The sequence below is a fragment of the Paenibacillus sp. FSL W8-0194 genome (assembly GCF_037969745.1).
In the GTDB taxonomy this organism is placed as follows: Bacteria; Bacillota; Bacilli; order Paenibacillales; family Paenibacillaceae; genus Paenibacillus_AQ; species Paenibacillus_AQ cookii.
Map to the genome: position 1 here is coordinate 3,387,859 of NZ_CP150205.1, position 14,975 is coordinate 3,402,833.

General features: G+C 54.1%; 12 protein-coding genes. 1 reads left to right on the forward strand and 11 read right to left on the reverse strand.

Features of this window, described 5'->3' with window-relative positions; all coding sequences use genetic code 11:
* Positions 1-14 precede the first annotated feature (14 nt).
* From MKY58_RS15255 to MKY58_RS15270, 4 genes are all read right to left on the reverse strand, one after another.
* Entirely contained in the window at positions 15-809 is a 795-nt protein-coding gene (locus tag MKY58_RS15255) for an alpha/beta hydrolase-fold protein (protein WP_339321027.1), read from the reverse strand.
* A gap of 129 nt (positions 810-938) precedes the next feature.
* Positions 939-1,922, reverse strand: coding sequence for an endo-1,4-beta-xylanase (locus tag MKY58_RS15260; RefSeq protein WP_339321028.1), 984 nt, complete (start codon positions 1,920-1,922; stop codon positions 939-941).
* Positions 1,923-2,172: 250 nt separating this feature from the next.
* Positions 2,173-3,708 carry a glycoside hydrolase 43 family protein gene (locus MKY58_RS15265; protein ID WP_339321029.1) on the reverse strand — a complete coding sequence of 512 codons (1,536 nt, stop codon included), beginning with the start codon at positions 3,706-3,708 and terminating at the stop codon, positions 2,173-2,175.
* A 17-nt stretch (positions 3,709-3,725) separates the two neighbouring features.
* Positions 3,726-5,546: a family 43 glycosylhydrolase gene (locus tag MKY58_RS15270; protein WP_339321030.1), complete on the reverse strand. Its 1,821-nt coding sequence runs from the start codon at positions 5,544-5,546 to the stop codon at positions 3,726-3,728.
* 182 nt (positions 5,547-5,728) lie between these two features.
* Between MKY58_RS15270 and MKY58_RS15275 the strand changes: the two genes are divergently transcribed.
* The gene (locus tag MKY58_RS15275) at positions 5,729-6,505 is read left to right on the forward strand and encodes an AraC family transcriptional regulator (protein WP_339321031.1); all 777 of its coding nucleotides are present in this window, start codon (positions 5,729-5,731) and stop codon (positions 6,503-6,505) included.
* An 88-nt stretch (positions 6,506-6,593) separates the two neighbouring features.
* Here the strand turns inward: MKY58_RS15275 and MKY58_RS15280 are convergent, their stop codons facing one another.
* Genes MKY58_RS15280 through MKY58_RS15310 form a run of 7 tightly spaced genes read right to left on the reverse strand, consistent with a single transcriptional unit; the run spans position 6,594 to position 14,966 of the window.
* On the reverse strand, positions 6,594-7,541 hold the full coding sequence (locus MKY58_RS15280) for a carbohydrate ABC transporter permease (RefSeq protein ID WP_339321032.1): 948 nt from the start codon (positions 7,539-7,541) through the stop codon (positions 6,594-6,596).
* A gap of 17 nt (positions 7,542-7,558) precedes the next feature.
* Positions 7,559-8,467 (reverse strand): sugar ABC transporter permease, encoded by a 909-nt coding sequence (locus MKY58_RS15285; RefSeq protein ID WP_036711547.1) that lies wholly within the window; start codon positions 8,465-8,467, stop codon positions 7,559-7,561.
* Complete coding sequence (locus MKY58_RS15290) at positions 8,464-11,016, reverse strand: DUF5696 domain-containing protein (protein ID WP_339321033.1); 2,553 nt, start codon at positions 11,014-11,016, stop codon at positions 8,464-8,466. The genes MKY58_RS15285 and MKY58_RS15290 overlap by 4 nt, the downstream gene beginning before the upstream one ends.
* A 17-nt stretch (positions 11,017-11,033) precedes the next feature.
* Positions 11,034-11,660, reverse strand: coding sequence for a Yip1 family protein (locus MKY58_RS15295; protein WP_339321034.1), 627 nt, complete (start codon positions 11,658-11,660; stop codon positions 11,034-11,036).
* Positions 11,650-13,113, reverse strand: coding sequence for a hypothetical protein (locus tag MKY58_RS15300; RefSeq protein ID WP_339321035.1), 1,464 nt, complete (start codon positions 13,111-13,113; stop codon positions 11,650-11,652). The genes MKY58_RS15295 and MKY58_RS15300 overlap by 11 nt, the downstream gene beginning before the upstream one ends.
* A gap of 16 nt (positions 13,114-13,129) precedes the next feature.
* Positions 13,130-13,993, reverse strand: a complete 864-nt coding sequence (locus MKY58_RS15305) for a carbohydrate ABC transporter permease (protein WP_036711630.1) — start codon at positions 13,991-13,993, stop codon at positions 13,130-13,132.
* Between the two features lie 13 nt (positions 13,994-14,006).
* The gene (locus MKY58_RS15310; protein ID WP_339321036.1) at positions 14,007-14,966 is read right to left on the reverse strand and encodes a sugar ABC transporter permease; all 960 of its coding nucleotides are present in this window, start codon (positions 14,964-14,966) and stop codon (positions 14,007-14,009) included.
* Between the last annotated feature and the right edge of the window lie 9 nt (positions 14,967-14,975).

Genomic DNA, 14,975 nt, shown 5'->3' on the forward strand with positions numbered 1-14,975 from the left:
ATGGTTCGATAATTTCATTCGTCCCCGCTCGAAACGTCTTGAAAAAGGAGCCGGCTAAAATAATACAGATCGTTTTTCCAAACCGGCCAATCGTGACCGCCGTCCTTTGTAATGTACCACGCGTGGGGAACTTCGTGCCGGGCCAAATAGTCGTGCGTCCGGGTGCTGATCGATAAGAGTTCGTCCCGGTCACCGCATGAAAGCCATAACAGCTTGAGACTCGCCGACGTTTCCTTCGGGTTGGGGACGAGCAGTTCGGGTGCCTTCGTATTGGGGGCAGGAGAAAAAGCCCCAATCCATGCGAAACGGTCCAGATAATGCAGCCCGATATTCAAGGACTGCCCCCCGCCCATCGATAACCCTGCAAGCGCCCGGTTTCCGCGGTCCGTGAACACCGGGTAATTCGATTCGATAAAAGGGATCAGATCGTGAAGCAAATCCGATTCGAACGTCTCGAATGCTCTAACCTTGTCGGCGCTGAAAATATCCCCCGTCGCCCGGTCGTCAGGCATGGCGCGGCCGTTGGGTAATACGACGATCATGGGCGCCAGCTTGCCGTCGGCATACAGGTTGTCAAAAATGACCTCCGGATGCCCATGGTTAAACCACTCCGCTTCATCCCCTCCTATGCCGTGCAGAAGATAAAGCACGTTATATCTCTTTGCTTCGGAAAACCCTGGCGGGGTGTAAACCATCGTTTTTCGGGAATTCCCGACCGTCGAAGAGAAATATTCCACCGTATTCATGTTCCCGCGCGTTATGTTTTCCCTGGGCCGGTCGAATCCGACCGGAGCCTTTTCTATCATCATCCCGATCAACCCTTTCCGAAAAGCGTTTTTATTGAAATGCCCTACAATGGAGCATGAGATTCAGCACCTATTCGAACCCCGGGATCGAAAACCGGGAAAGCGACGTTGGTTTTGCCTTTAGGCGACTTTTCATATGGTTTCAAGCACCTTCCAATAAGACGGCTTGGGCTGATGCTTGATGTCGAACAGGAAGGGCCAGTTTTTCCGGCCGCGCACAGGGAAATGGTCCAGCCAGGTATAATCGTCTGCAGCCCCCCAAAAAGTGACGGACGTTATATATTCGCTGTATTCCTGAAACAACCGGAAAAATTGCCCGTAACGTTCCGCTTGAAGGGCAAGCATCTCTTCGGTCGGAGCCGCGAGATCGGTCCGCCGGTCATCGAACGCAAACATGGAGACATCCAGCTCCGTAATGTGCAGCTTCAAGCCGAGGCTGGCATACCGTTCGATCGCTTGGCGGATATCGTCCACGGACGGATGATGCAGGCTCCAGTGCGCTTGAAGCCCGATGCCGTGAATGGGGACTCCCTGCTCGAGCAACGATTTGACGAGCGCGTAAATTTTCTCCCTTTTCTCCGGTACGGCTTCGTTGTAATCGTTATAGAAGAGCAGCGCCCTCGGGTCCGCCTCATGGGCATACTCAAACGCTTTGGCGATGAAATCGTCGCCGATGATGTCCAGCCACTTTGAAGGCCGCAGCAGTTCGCTGCCGCTGTCGGACACCGCTTCGTTCACCACGTCCCAGGCATAGATATCTCCCCTGTAACGGGACAAAACCGTGTCGATGTGAGATTTCATGCGGGCCAGCAGCGTCTCCCGGTCAACCGGGCTGCCGTCCTGATGTTCAAACACCCATTTCGGCGTCTGATTGTGCCAGACCAGCGTGTGGCCCCTGACCCCCATGCCATTGGCTTTGGCCAGAGACACCAGGCGATCCGCCGCTTCAAACGTATATTGATCTTGCGACGGATGCAGCCTTTCGAACTTCATTTCATTTTCGGCAGTCACGCTGTTGAAATGCTCGATAAGCAAATCTCGCTGCGTGTCCAATGTGACCGGATTGACGGCGGCCCCCACCAAGAAATGCTCTTGAAACGCTTCACGCAACCTCATATAAAACCAATCCCCCTCCTTAGCGGAAATTCCCTAACTAGTAGGCAAGCGACTTACGGCACACACCTTCATCCCAAAGTCTAGCCGTCGCCTCGCCGCGAAACAACCTGCCGTTGACCGTGTCCTTACCCGGGAAAATATGGTTCCCTGCGGCCGCAGCCGGCGGCTTTCGAAAGAACATCATGTGCAAACAAGGACATTCCCGCGGGAACGTCCTTACGATTTCCTGCACGATTCGAATAATATTGGGTTAAGAGAGCACCTGGTATTGAAAATCGGAAAAGTCGGCCGTTCCCCCGATCTCGCGGGTTGAAAACAAAAACAGACCGATGCGGCAACCCATAAAATGGTCCAGCTTGTATATCATCTTGTGCGTGATCCCGAGCTGTTTCCAATCCGCCCCATCCCGGTAATAAAACATGCACTCGTCCGCGTTATTCACGAAATTGCCGGCCGCCTTGAGCGCGACGACGTCTCCGGAGACGGGAATCCGGGCGAATTCGGTGCCGGGCTTCTCGTCTACCAAATTGCCGAATATGGAACGATCCTGCGGCTCTCTCGCCAACATGACCAGATACGACTGGCCGGCTTCCTTGGTCAGGGCAATCAGGCCGTACGTACCGATCAGGAAACACAGCCCTGCATAATCGCCATCCTTCAGACCGCTGCCGTCCAGCGTGACCGTCGCTTCGCATGCCGGCCCAATGGCGCGCTGCGTCAACGTGTTGACCGCAAACGTCAAATTGGGGCTGAGCTTTCCGGATCGGATCCGGTAGACTCCCGGCTTGTCCGTTACGGACCATAATGCATCGTCAGGCGTATGATTCCACTGCCAGACATCCTTCAAGCGTACTTTGCCGCGCTCGTCCGGCGTGTAATGAAAGTCATCGCTTCCAATCAATGGCCGGTAGGAATAACCCGGTCTTGTGCTCGGCAATTCGATCATTTTGGGCGCTTCCTTGGCGAATACCGGAAAACCGTTCTCCAAGCGCAGCGGAACGAGCACCGGAATCCGGCCGACGGCGCCATGATCCTGAAACAGCACGGCCACCCATTTCCCGTCCGGCGTATCCACGATGCCTCCCTGCGCAACGCCCGAATTAAAATACCCCATGTCGTCGTTAAAGACCTCTCCGCCCGTAAACTCCCCTTCCAGGGAATCCGCCGCAAAACAGGCCTGCGTCCGGCGACCCGCCGCCTTCGAAATATGGATAAAGAAGGCGTAATACCTGCCGTCGATCTTATAAAAGTGGGCGCCCTCATATCCGAGATGATACGGCTCGCTTTCTTTGACGATGATGCGGTTCAGCCCGCCGGGCTTGGGCCCGGACAGATCCTCCTTCAATTCGGTCAGGTGAATTTCGGCATTGCCGTAAATCAAATACGCCCGGCCGTCATCGTCAAACAAGATGGAGCAGTCATGATAAAACCCTTCGATGTATTGTTTCATCCATGGACCGGATACGGAATCTGCCGTGTACAGATAGGTTCGGCGGGTATCGTTCGCCACGAAGATGACGTAGAATTTTCCCTTGTGGTAACGCAGAGTCGGCGCCCACATGCCCTGCCCGTAAATATGCTGGCGGTCTTCGAGCCGCTGTGCCGGCGTATTGTCCAATACGTCGTATACATAAGAGGCCACTTCCCAGTGAATCAGGTCGTACGAGCGCAGGATGACGCAGCCCGGCATCATGTGCATCGTCGTACTGACCATATAATACGTGTCCTCTACCCGGATCACGTCAAGATCCGGAAAATCGGCCCATATAATCGGATTTGGATACATGCTCTTTCTGCCCCTTCCTAGTCGCGTTTTACAATGACTTCGATCGACACCTCGGCCAAAGCCGGGTTCAAATCCCGCTCTTCCGTTAAATCAAGCACCGGATATCCGTCCATGCCGAAATGAACGCGGCGGATTCCGGTACCTCTGGGTTCCTCTACTCCCGGTCTGGCGTGGTAGACGTTCCAAGTGACGCCTTCATCATCGGTCACGTAGGAATTATGGCCGGGGCCGTATTCGCCGGGAACGCTTCTCGACGTCAGCAGCGGATAGTTGCCCTTCGTCCAGCTGCCGGGATTCAGCAGATCCGCATTCGCATCGGCGGTCAACAGGCCTACGCAATACGTCGCGTCGATCGCCGCGCTTGAAAAGGTCATAAAGATCCTGCCGTCCCGGATCAGGGCAAACGGCCCCTCATCGACGAAGGTATGGTTATTGGCCCAGCCAAAGTCCGGCCTGGTCAGCAGTACCGGGTCGCTCGCCAGCCTCCACGGCTCTTTCGGATCTAGTTTCGCGATATAAATCCAGGCTCCAAGATCGACGGGCACGAACTGCCGCTCCGACCAAGCCGCGTAACATTCCCCGTTCACTTGGATGACCGTCATGTCCAGGGAGATCACCTTGCCAGCCTCGCATAAATCGGTTCCGTCTCTCTTGACGACGCGCCGGGGCATCGACCAGTCTGCCGCGCAGGCAGGGTCCCCTCCCTCGCGGAGCTTCATCACGTGACACTCTTCATAGAAAAACTCGCCCGTCGTTGCCGCATGAAAAATGTACAGCTCGCCCCCGATGATATGCAGCTCGGGCGCCCACAACAGCCCTTTAATGTGATCATAGGTCTTCGTATCGAGAATTAAGGACTCGCCGGCCTGAATCAGACCGGATATCGTATCCGCTTCCCTGATAGATAAGGTTTGATTGCCGTCGGCGTCGTTGGTCGCGATGAAATAATACTTGCCGTTCCATCTCGCGATGCATGGGTCCGCCCGGTTCGCCGCGATCGGAAACGCATAATGCTCCTGACGAACCCTTCCCTTCACCCGATAAGTCCCGGCCTGATCCCAGCGAACCGCCGCCGTGTCCCAGTCCACGGACTTGGGAGCCGTGGTGCCGTCGCTATATACCGCGGTCGCTTTGAGCGTCTTCAAATCCTCGGCCGAGTTAGCCGCGATCCGATCCGGAACTTCAATGGCGACATTCTCGGGAACCGAAAGCCGGCCTATGAGACGGTCCGCCGTTTCCCGCGGAACGCGGATCACGTTTCGGTGCCGCATGCCTTCGATCTCGGCCGATACGCCTTCCAGCGTAAACGCCTCCGCCGTTTCCGGGACACCTGCACAGGTAAGGTCAAAAAGATCCTGGACCCTGTTTCGGTAATGCCCCCCGTATTCGTCGCTCCAGCGGATGACGTAGGCTTGGCTCGACTCATCATATTCGCAAGCGACATCGCGAACGCAGGCTTCGCTTTGCAGATCGATCAGCCCGATTTCTTGGTACTGCAGCAAATCGTCGGAAGTAAAAAACAGCACTGCCCCTCGGCTCTCCTCATCCTGCTGGCCATCCGCCTCCGTCCGTACGGCAACGACGCCGAATGTTCCGTCGGCCATGCGGAAGAGATACGGATTTTTCAAGCTTTTGGCTCGGAGCGTCCCGTTCTCATGTTGGGTGGCCTTGGCGAACAAGACGCCTGAATTATGGTTCAAAGCTTGGAAAGGCTTGCCGTCCTCGCGATAGGCAAGATGCATGCTGAATGCCAGCCTGGGCGCATAAATCCGATCCTCCTGCGGGATGCGCGTGTAGCATAGCACCTCGATAAACTCGCTTTTCTTTTTTGGTATCATGGCATGGACCTCACCTTTAATTGATCATTTCAATACAACGACATAAACAGAGGCTTCCTCCGCTTCTTGTGGTTCTATTGACTTTATATTGCGTTTACTATGAAATTATAAAATAGGATACCTCATCAAATGAATGATCTATGCTGACAGAAACTTGATCTATTCTAAGATTGGAGATTGCGATGACCACATCCATTTACTATGTCGGATATGATGCCGCCCATCCTGGCGACTTTATTTACGATATTCCGGAAGGACATGACTTTTGGCTGCTGATCCTGACGCAAACGCCGGCCGAGTTCTGGGTCCAAGGAGAAATCAGGGAATACCCGGCCAACTGCGCCGTTCTCTTTCCCCCTCGCCAAAAGATCATGTACCGTGCCTGTTCAGGCCCCTTTGTGAACGACTGGGTGCGGTTCGAAACGGACGAAGCCTACGTTCTGGAGACGCCGTTTCCGCGGGGCATTCCGATTCCGGTCCCGGATCCCGGATACTGCCGCCAACTGTTCCAGCTTCTCGCCACCGAAAATTTTTTCAGCTGCGATTACCGGGAACTCTCCATCGACTACCTGTTTCGGCTCTTGTTCAACAAGCTGCTCGAAGCTTTTCAATCCAAGGAGCAGTCGCCGCATTACCAGAAACTATTGGATTTGCGCAAAGCGATCCATAACCGTCCCGGCGGCGAATGGAGCGTCCCCTCCATGGCCGATGACGTTCACTTGAGCCCCGGGTACCTGCAAACGCTGTATAAGGCGACCTTCGGGATTTCCTGCATGGAGGACGTGATCCAGTGCAGAATCCGTCTCGCCAAGGAAAGGCTGAGCCACGGGTCGCTCCGAATCGCCGATATCAGCGAGCTGTGCGGATACAAAAACGTCGAGCATTTCTCCAGACAATTTCGGCGGATCGTGGGCTGTACGCCACGTGAATACCGGCAATCAGCTCATTTGCGGCCATGAGCCGCTGCCGGCATGGCATAAAGAAGCGTCTTTCAGGTACCAAGCATTTACAGCTTGATTCCGAAAGACGCGCTGAATGTATCCAACGTTACCCGACGATGCCGGTCCGCTCGATGCTTTCCACAAAGTAACGCTGCACGAACAAATAAATAATGATCAGCGGCAGAATCGCCAGCAGGATGCCGGTATCCTGAACCATGCTCATATAGAAAGGATCCTTGTTGGTCGCAACCCCGCCCTCCAGCATGATGGAGAGGTTGTGCGGCAGCGACGCCAGTTGGGTGGACATCACTTTGCCCGACGTTAAATACGTGGTCGTAAAGAAGCTGTCATTCCACTGCCATACGAACGAAAAGAGCAGCACGGTAACGATGGCCGGAACGGCATTGGGCAGCATGATGCGCATAAATGTTTTGCTTACGCCCGCCCCGTCGATATAAGCCGCTTCCTCCACTTCTTTCGGGATACCCCGGAAAAACTGCCTGAAAATAAAAATGTAGAGACCTGCCTTCAGCGAGTTTGCGGTGACTGAGGTAAGAAAGAAAGGCCAGTACGAATCCAGCAGGTTCACGGACTTCCCGGTCAGCAGCGGAATCAGTCCCATGAGGCTGAAATCCTTCAAATTCATGTAGATCGGGATCAAAATGGTCGTTGGCGGTACCAGAATGGTCAGGATGACGCCTCCAAAGAGCAAGTTGCTGCCTTTGAATTTAAGCCGCGCAAAGGCGTAGCCTGCAAACGCGCAGGACACGGCTGTCAGGATCGTCGTCATGGCCGATAACGTAAACGTATTGAACAGCGTATGCCAGTAGTCCATGATCGAGATGGCTTTTTTGAAATTGTCCAGCGAATAATGCTCCGGGATAAAGATGACGATCGGCGAATACAGGTCGCTTTTGTCCTTGACGGCCGTCGAAATCTTTTGAAGAATGGGGTACAGAATGACAAACGACAGTCCTGCCATCAGGACCAGCCGCACGACGGTCCATAACCAGCGCTTCCAGCTTTCGAGCGACAACAAACGGGCGATGATCAACGCTGCTCACGCTCCTTCTATTCTTGATAGAAAATTCTTTTGGAAATGAAAAACGTAATGATGGACAAAATGACCATGATCGCCAGGAAATAGATCCAGGCCATCGCCGAGCTGAGGCCGAAGTTGAAATTCGTGAACCCCGTTTCCCGGATCAGCGTCGTCATTTCGCTCCGGGAAAACGAGTCGATGATCGTATAAATCACGTTGACCAGGATGAGCGGGCTGACCATGGGCAGCGTGATTTTCCAGAACGCTTCGTAACCTGTCGCTCCTTCGATCTTGGATGCCTCGTAAAGCTGGGGGGATACCGATTGGATCCCCGCCAGGAAGATCAAAATTTGCACGCCCGACTGGCTGACGATCTGGTAGATGCGATCCACGGCGCTGGTCAGGTACGCGACGACGTTTTCGCTGACGCCGGAATTGAGCATGATCCGCGTCAGCTCGCTGGTCCCCAGACCGCTCACGGCGCCGCCGGCGTTCTGCTCGTTGATGGCTTGAACCAGGCTGGTCGTCTCCAAATTCGCGATGACCCCGGAAGCCAAAATGACCGGAAGGAAAAAGATCGATCTGGCAATGGCTCTGCCAACAAACTTCTGGTTCAGCAACACAGCCAAAAACAAGCTGAAAATCACGATGAGCGGCACGTTGATGACCATGTTGACGATCGAGGTCGTCAGCGTCCGGTTAAAGCTCGTATTGACCGTAAGGGCTTCCACGTAATTGGAGATGCCGATGAAGCTGATTTTCATGCCGTTTGCATTGGCTTCGATGGAGCTGAAGCTGTACCTTAACGAAGAGACCAGCGGGATCAGGAAAAAAAGGAGGAATCCAAGCAGCCATGGCAGCACGTAGATAAAACCCCAGAGTGCCTTCTGTTCGGCGTACGTCCGCCGCTTCATGCCGAATTTCAGTATGGACTTCATGATTGCACACCACCCGTCAAATAGCTCTCGGCTTTCACCGTTCGGCCGTCCACCGTCACATCCGTGCGGTTATAGTTGACAATGACGTACGTGCCGTTCCCGTACACGGTTTTGAATACGCCTTCGCCAAGCTTCTCATGACCCGTAATCGGCTCATTCCGGACCTTCTTCAGCACGTCGTTCACCTCGCGGTACATTGCGGCGGCCTGATCGATCCACTGCTTGTAATGGACGGCGTACAGGTCGTTGTATTCCGTATCCTTCACTTTATCGTTCGGTTCATGGATCCATTCGAAATACACGCCCGCTCCGTATTCGAGGCATTTCAGGATATACTGCCGCTCATCCGTATAGGTCGACAGGTTAAACGGACTGCCCGTGTAGTCGACGTACCCGCGAATGACCATTTGGTAGAACGGGATCTCCTCGTCCTCGATCTTGAAATGGCTGCCTGACATCGGCGCGTTCGTAATATCCGATAAATATGGAAGCGCATAAACGTTGCCGCCGTCCGCCATGACCTTCGGATTCGCCTGCGAGAAGCTGCCCAGCGCCTGAATCGATATGCTCTCGGATTCGGTTCGATCCAGCTGATCGTGCTTCCGGTAATCGCTATTGAGCCGATCGGCGAGATCCCGTAGCGAAATGCCGCCCGGCTGGTATTCTTTCAACCCCTTCAGCATCGACTCGGTATAGGATACGGTAAGCCGTGGGGATACAACATAAGACGGCGATTTAGTCCGGTCCCTTCGATTGAGTGCCTGATCCAGCGGATAGAGAGCGGCAGGAACGCCTCTCAACGTTCTGGCGGCATTCGCGTTCTCGTTGAATCCCTTCCCCGTATTTGCGGTCAGGACCGCAACGTCAGGATAAAAAGAAACCCCTTGTTCCCGGGTGAAGGAGATGAAGTTACGCAAACCTTTGCTGCCGCCGACAGCCTTGTCGACCGAAACATGATCCGGAACCTCATGATCCATCCCCCCGTTGAACCAGCCGGAATATTTCAGCTTAATGTTGGATATGCCCCGGTTTTTCATCTGGTTGATGATGTCCTGCGACTGTTCGAACGTCGTGAGCGGTTCAATCGTCCGGTAAGGGATGCCGGCGACATGCTTCTGTTTGGCAATGCCGCCGACCAATTGCAGGTAAAACGGCATATTTTCCGCTTCCGCAGCCGGCTTCGGCTTGGGCAATCCGCCGTGATCTTCGAGATACTGCCGATAGTACCGCGCCAATCCTTGATAAGACGCCTCTTCTTTGTTCAAAAAAGCGTACCGGACCGTAAAATCCGATTTCGTCGGACGTTCCTGGAACCTGGGCAACGTGCGTTCCTGACCGTTTGCCTGCAGCGACACATCGCCCTTGTTGACGACATTGAAACTTGGATACACATAGTTATAGCTGTTCAACTTTCCGCTGATATCGGCATGGATCGTCGCAGCCGAGGCGCCTTCCTCGATGATGCCGAGCATCGCGCCGCTTTCGCGAATGATCCCGAACACCGGCAGACGAACCGCTTGCTCGTTCTTGGCATCCTCGATCGTCTTCATCGTCAGGTCTTCCCCGTACACCGGTTGCTGGTAAGCGGGATACTGCTTCTTCCCGTTGTTGAAATGGATGAGCGCGCCGGAGCCGTCCGGCACGAAGATCGCCCCCTGCTCCTTGGAACTGCCGGCTCCAAAAAAGCTGAGGAAGGAAATGTTCCCGATCGGATAGGCGCTCGGGTATTGAATGCCGGATGCCGGAATTTTGGCGATTAGGCTGCCGCCGTCCAGGGCGTATTCGATCGATGCCAGGAAAATCCGCGGTTCCGGCTTTTCCTGCGTGAATTGCAGCTCCTCCATGTCTTTCATCAGGTCCTCTTCGGTATATCCTGCATCTTCGAATGCCTTAAAGGCACGATCGAGCTGCAGCCCGTTTAAGGCGCTGTCGTTGCGGACATATACTTTTTTATCCGGATCCTCTTTGTAGGCGATTTTCAGCGCCCGCTGGCCCGTTTTGTCCAGCTTGCCCAGCATCGCCTCGATTCGTTCGCTGCTGAGCATCATCGGCAAATCGGCCGCCGATTTCACGGCCGTTCCGAACTGATACGTGACCCTTACCCCGTTTGGGATCGGCTCGAATTTGATCTGCTTGTGCGAGACGCTGTCGGTGAACGTGTTGATGGAATTCACCTGGCCGAAATTGTTGTAATAATCTATTTTCAGCTGGGACGAAAGGATGCCTTTATTCACCCCGGACGCAAGCGCATCCTTATCGCGTTCCGGCGGGTTGCTATACCACATCTCGCCGGATTGTTTATTCAGAACGGCGATGACGCCCGTTTGCTCATCCACGAACAACCGCAGCCGTTCATTTTCGGCCACGCCTTTCATGCCTTCTGCCCGGGCATCGGTGAAGGCGGCCTTCACGGGCTGGCCCTTGGTGAATTCAATGGCAGCCGGTGCATCGCTTGCACCGGACTGGACCGTGTTCGAACCGCTGCACCCGGCCAGCGCGACCCCCGCGAGCAGTACCGGGAGCCACAAGGCGTTTTTGGCTTTACGCATGGTTTCTCCTCCTTTCTTTAGTTTCTCAGCATGATTTCCTGGTAGATGACATGAACGAACGAAATCATCTGCTGAATCAGTCCGAAAAACAGCAGGCAGATAAAAGCCATGAATCCCATCGCCACGACCGTCAGCAGGATCGTCCCGACGGTCTTCGACGGCGAATATTGATGCACCGTCATGTTGCCGACGAACAAGAGATACGCCGTCCAGAGGACGGCCGCGCTGTTGCAGAAGTAATAAAACGCGGTTTCCTGCAGCGATATGACATTGCTGAGCCAAATCCACGGAAAGTTGATGATCATCATCGGAACGAGGGCAAAACACGTCGATGTAAAGATCTCAACGAACTTCCCTTCGCCGTCCATAAGCGTCGTCAGCGACCAGTTGGCCACGCACCAGAACAAGACCGGGACAACGACGTACACCACTTCCATCAGGCTGTTTATATCGTCCGGGTTGGACAGGCGGACCAGAAATCCGCTGTACTGGTTGCCGAGTACATTCGTAATGATCATCAAAAACAAAATGATAAAAGCGGTGATCAAGGTATGCCGCTTGTTCCGTTCATATTTCAGATCCCAATACGCGTTAAAAGGATGAACCATAAGATAAAGGGGATATTTCACGAGCTCACGATTCAATCGTAACACCTCCTTGTCTCCTCATCCGCTTACGGAGCTTTTTGAAGAGCAGGAGAACTGCGGCGAGCACGATCAACCCCGTCATGACGGCCGGGAAATATTCTCGCAGCACCTGCTTGCGGTAAAGCAAGTAAGCCTTGGAATAATTGGCTTGATCGTAGCTTTCCTTGAAATAATGCATCGCCCCTTTGTAGTCCCCTTTCCGAAGGAGGGCCTTGCCCACACCGGAATAAGCAAATTCCAGGTTCGCATTCATGTTGATCGCCTGTTGATAGAGATCAAACGCTTTTTCCTCGTCGCCTCTGTAGTAGCTCCGGACCGCTTCGTTCAACAGCCGGCCGTACGCCGTCGTCCGAAACACCGTAATCTCGCCGAATGCCTTATCGAGGACAAGAAAATCGTCCCCGACCCGTTCAATCGCCGCAGGGGTGTTGAATTGGCCCAATTGGTTGCCCAGGCCGCCGAAGATATACATCAGATGGCCATCCCCGCTGTAAGTGAAAATTCTGCCCCGCTTGGAATCGAGGACCGAATACATCTCGCTGTCGGCGACATCGATATCGATGAGCCGCGAAGGACCGACATCGGTTGAATACCGGGTATCGCCCACCAGGCTGATATATCCCGTCCGCCGGAGAATATCGTTGCCCTGAGCGTTCAATTTCTTGATCGGGTTGTTCGAGTAGTCTCCGCTCGTGGCGTAAATGAAGCCTTCGTCATCGATGTCCAGGTTCGTGAATTCGGTAGGCGTAAACATGACCATCTGGCTCCGCTGCGCCTGCGTGGACATCCTTTTCCAAAACAGCTCCACCGGATCGACCGTCACCCGGTTGGCGCCGATGAACGAGGTGAACGCTCCGTCGGAATTGAACTCCATAAAGCCGTCGAATACGCCGGTCGACATGACGTAGATCCGCTGCGCCTTGTCCACGACCACCCGAACCGGCTGGAAATCGAAATTGGCCTGCAGCAGGTCGGACTTCGGCGCTTCGAGCACTCCCAAGAACCTTAAGTTGGCATCCAGGTGAACCACCCGTTTATTGCCCGTATCGGCGACAAACAGCTCTTTCCGGTCGGTCACGAAGATCCCTTGCGGGTTGTTGAACGTATCCTTCTTTCCCCCGTGGTCAAAGGAATTCACCACCTTTACCGGCTTGAATTGCTCATCGAGGACGACGATGCGGTTGTTGCCCGAATCGAGCACATAGATCCGCTTGTCAGCCGTGACATGGATGTCGCTCGGGTTTTTGAAGGGACCGACGCCAAGCTGAGCGCCGTTCAGCAAAGACGCGGCCTCATACGCGGCAGGCGCTGCCACGGTGTCGTTCCAGAAGGAATAGTTGTAAGAGGCGCTGCCTTCGGCATGAACCGCGTTTACGCCGATACTCGTCCCCAGCAGGCAGCAGAGGGCAGCCAGGAGGAACCATTTCACTTTCGTTTTGCTCATTTGCATCGTGCTAAGTCTCCCCCTATTCTTTCATTCCGGAGGTCGCCATCGTCTGAAGGACGTTGCTCTGCGAAATGATAAAGAGTGTAATCGGCACGATCATCAGAATCAGCGCGACGGCGGCCCCCACGCCGGCACGGGCGATCCCCCCCGCGGTAATTTGGCCCAAGGCGTAGTGAAGCGTTTTGAGGTTCTCGCTGTAAATGAAGTTGCCCCCGTCCGAGCCCCACAGCATCGGAAATTGCAAAATCATCAGCGTCAACCAAGCAGGTTTTACGTTGGGCATGACGATCGTCCAATAAATCCGGTATTCGTTCGCACCGTCTATTTTGGCTGCTTCCAGCAGGGCGTCCGGAATTTGTTCCATGAACTGCTTCATCAGAAACAACCCGAGCGGGAAAGCGAGCGACGGGACGATAATCGAAGCGTGCGTATTGATCCAGCCCAGCCACGACATCACCATATAGTTGGGAATCGCCGTCACGTGCCCGGAAAACATCAAGGCCATGACGACGATGGAGAACAGAACCCTGGACCCGGGAAAGCGGTATTTCGCCAGCGGGTAAGCCGCGGCGGACGACAGCAGGATATGGCCGACGGTCCCGACGATCGTAATGAAAAGCGTATTCACGATGTATCGGGACAGCGGCACCCAGGAATTCCCCATTAACGCCACCAGATCGTAAAAATTGTCCATCGTCGGATTGTTGACGAAGAAACGCGGCGGAAACAGGAACAGTTCGTTCAGCGGTTTAAAGGCGTTGTTTACGGCATAGATCAGCGGCAGCGCCATGAATGCGCCGAATACGGCCAGGAACGCGAACAGCACAAAGCTGACGGCAAAAGAGCGGTTTAGCCTTCGCGGCATGCGAATGGCGCCCATCATTCTCGTCACCAAATCACTCCCCTACCTTTCTGAGCATTCGCTGCGTCAGCTTGTTGGCGCCAAGCATCATGGCGAACAGCACCGTTGCGATCGCGGACGCATATCCCATTTCAAAGCGGATCGTTCCGTAATCCATCAAGTGAGTAACGATCGTATGTCCCGCATAGTTGACGCTTGGAAAACCCGCGAGCGCCACCGAAATATCGGCCACCGCAAACGAGCTCGTAATCTGCATGACCGCCCCGAACATCAGCTGCGGCCGCATGGACGGCAGCGTAATGAACCACAGCTCCTGCCAGCGGTTGCGGATGCCGTCGATCGCCCCGGCTTCAATCAGGGACTTGTCGATGGTCTGCAATCCCGCGATAAAGGCCAGGAAGCTCGTGCCCAAACTGAGCCACAGCTGGACGATCATGATGATCGGCAAAATGTACTTCTCGTTCGTCAGCCATTGAATCGGTTCCAATATAAAGCCGAATTTAATTAAAAAGCCGTTCAAGTAGCCGTATCTGTCGCCTGAAAAAATGATGAGCCAAATAAAGAAAACGTTGCCGGAAATCGACGGCGCGTAGAAAACAAGCGTCATCAACGCGCGGACTTTCGGGGACAGCTCATTGATAATCCATGCAAACAGGAAGCAGGCCAGGTAGCTGATCGGCCCGCAAATGACCGCGAACAGCAGCGTATTTTTCAAAGCGATCATAAAGACGTCGTCGTTCAAAAACAATCTGGAGTAGTTCTGCCACCCGACAAACCGGGGGAACTCCAGCATGTTGAAATAAAAGAAGCTGAGGACGATCGAAAACACGACCGGGACGACCGTAAAGGCAAAGAAGATCAGCATATACGGACTCATCAAAATGTAATAATGCCTGTTTTTCTTCAGTTCTCTCCATAAGCTGGCCAGCCGCGGCTGCTTTTTCGGCTGCACGAGGCTTGAAACGGCGGACGGACTGGTTGTTTCGGCTTGCATCCGATTTCC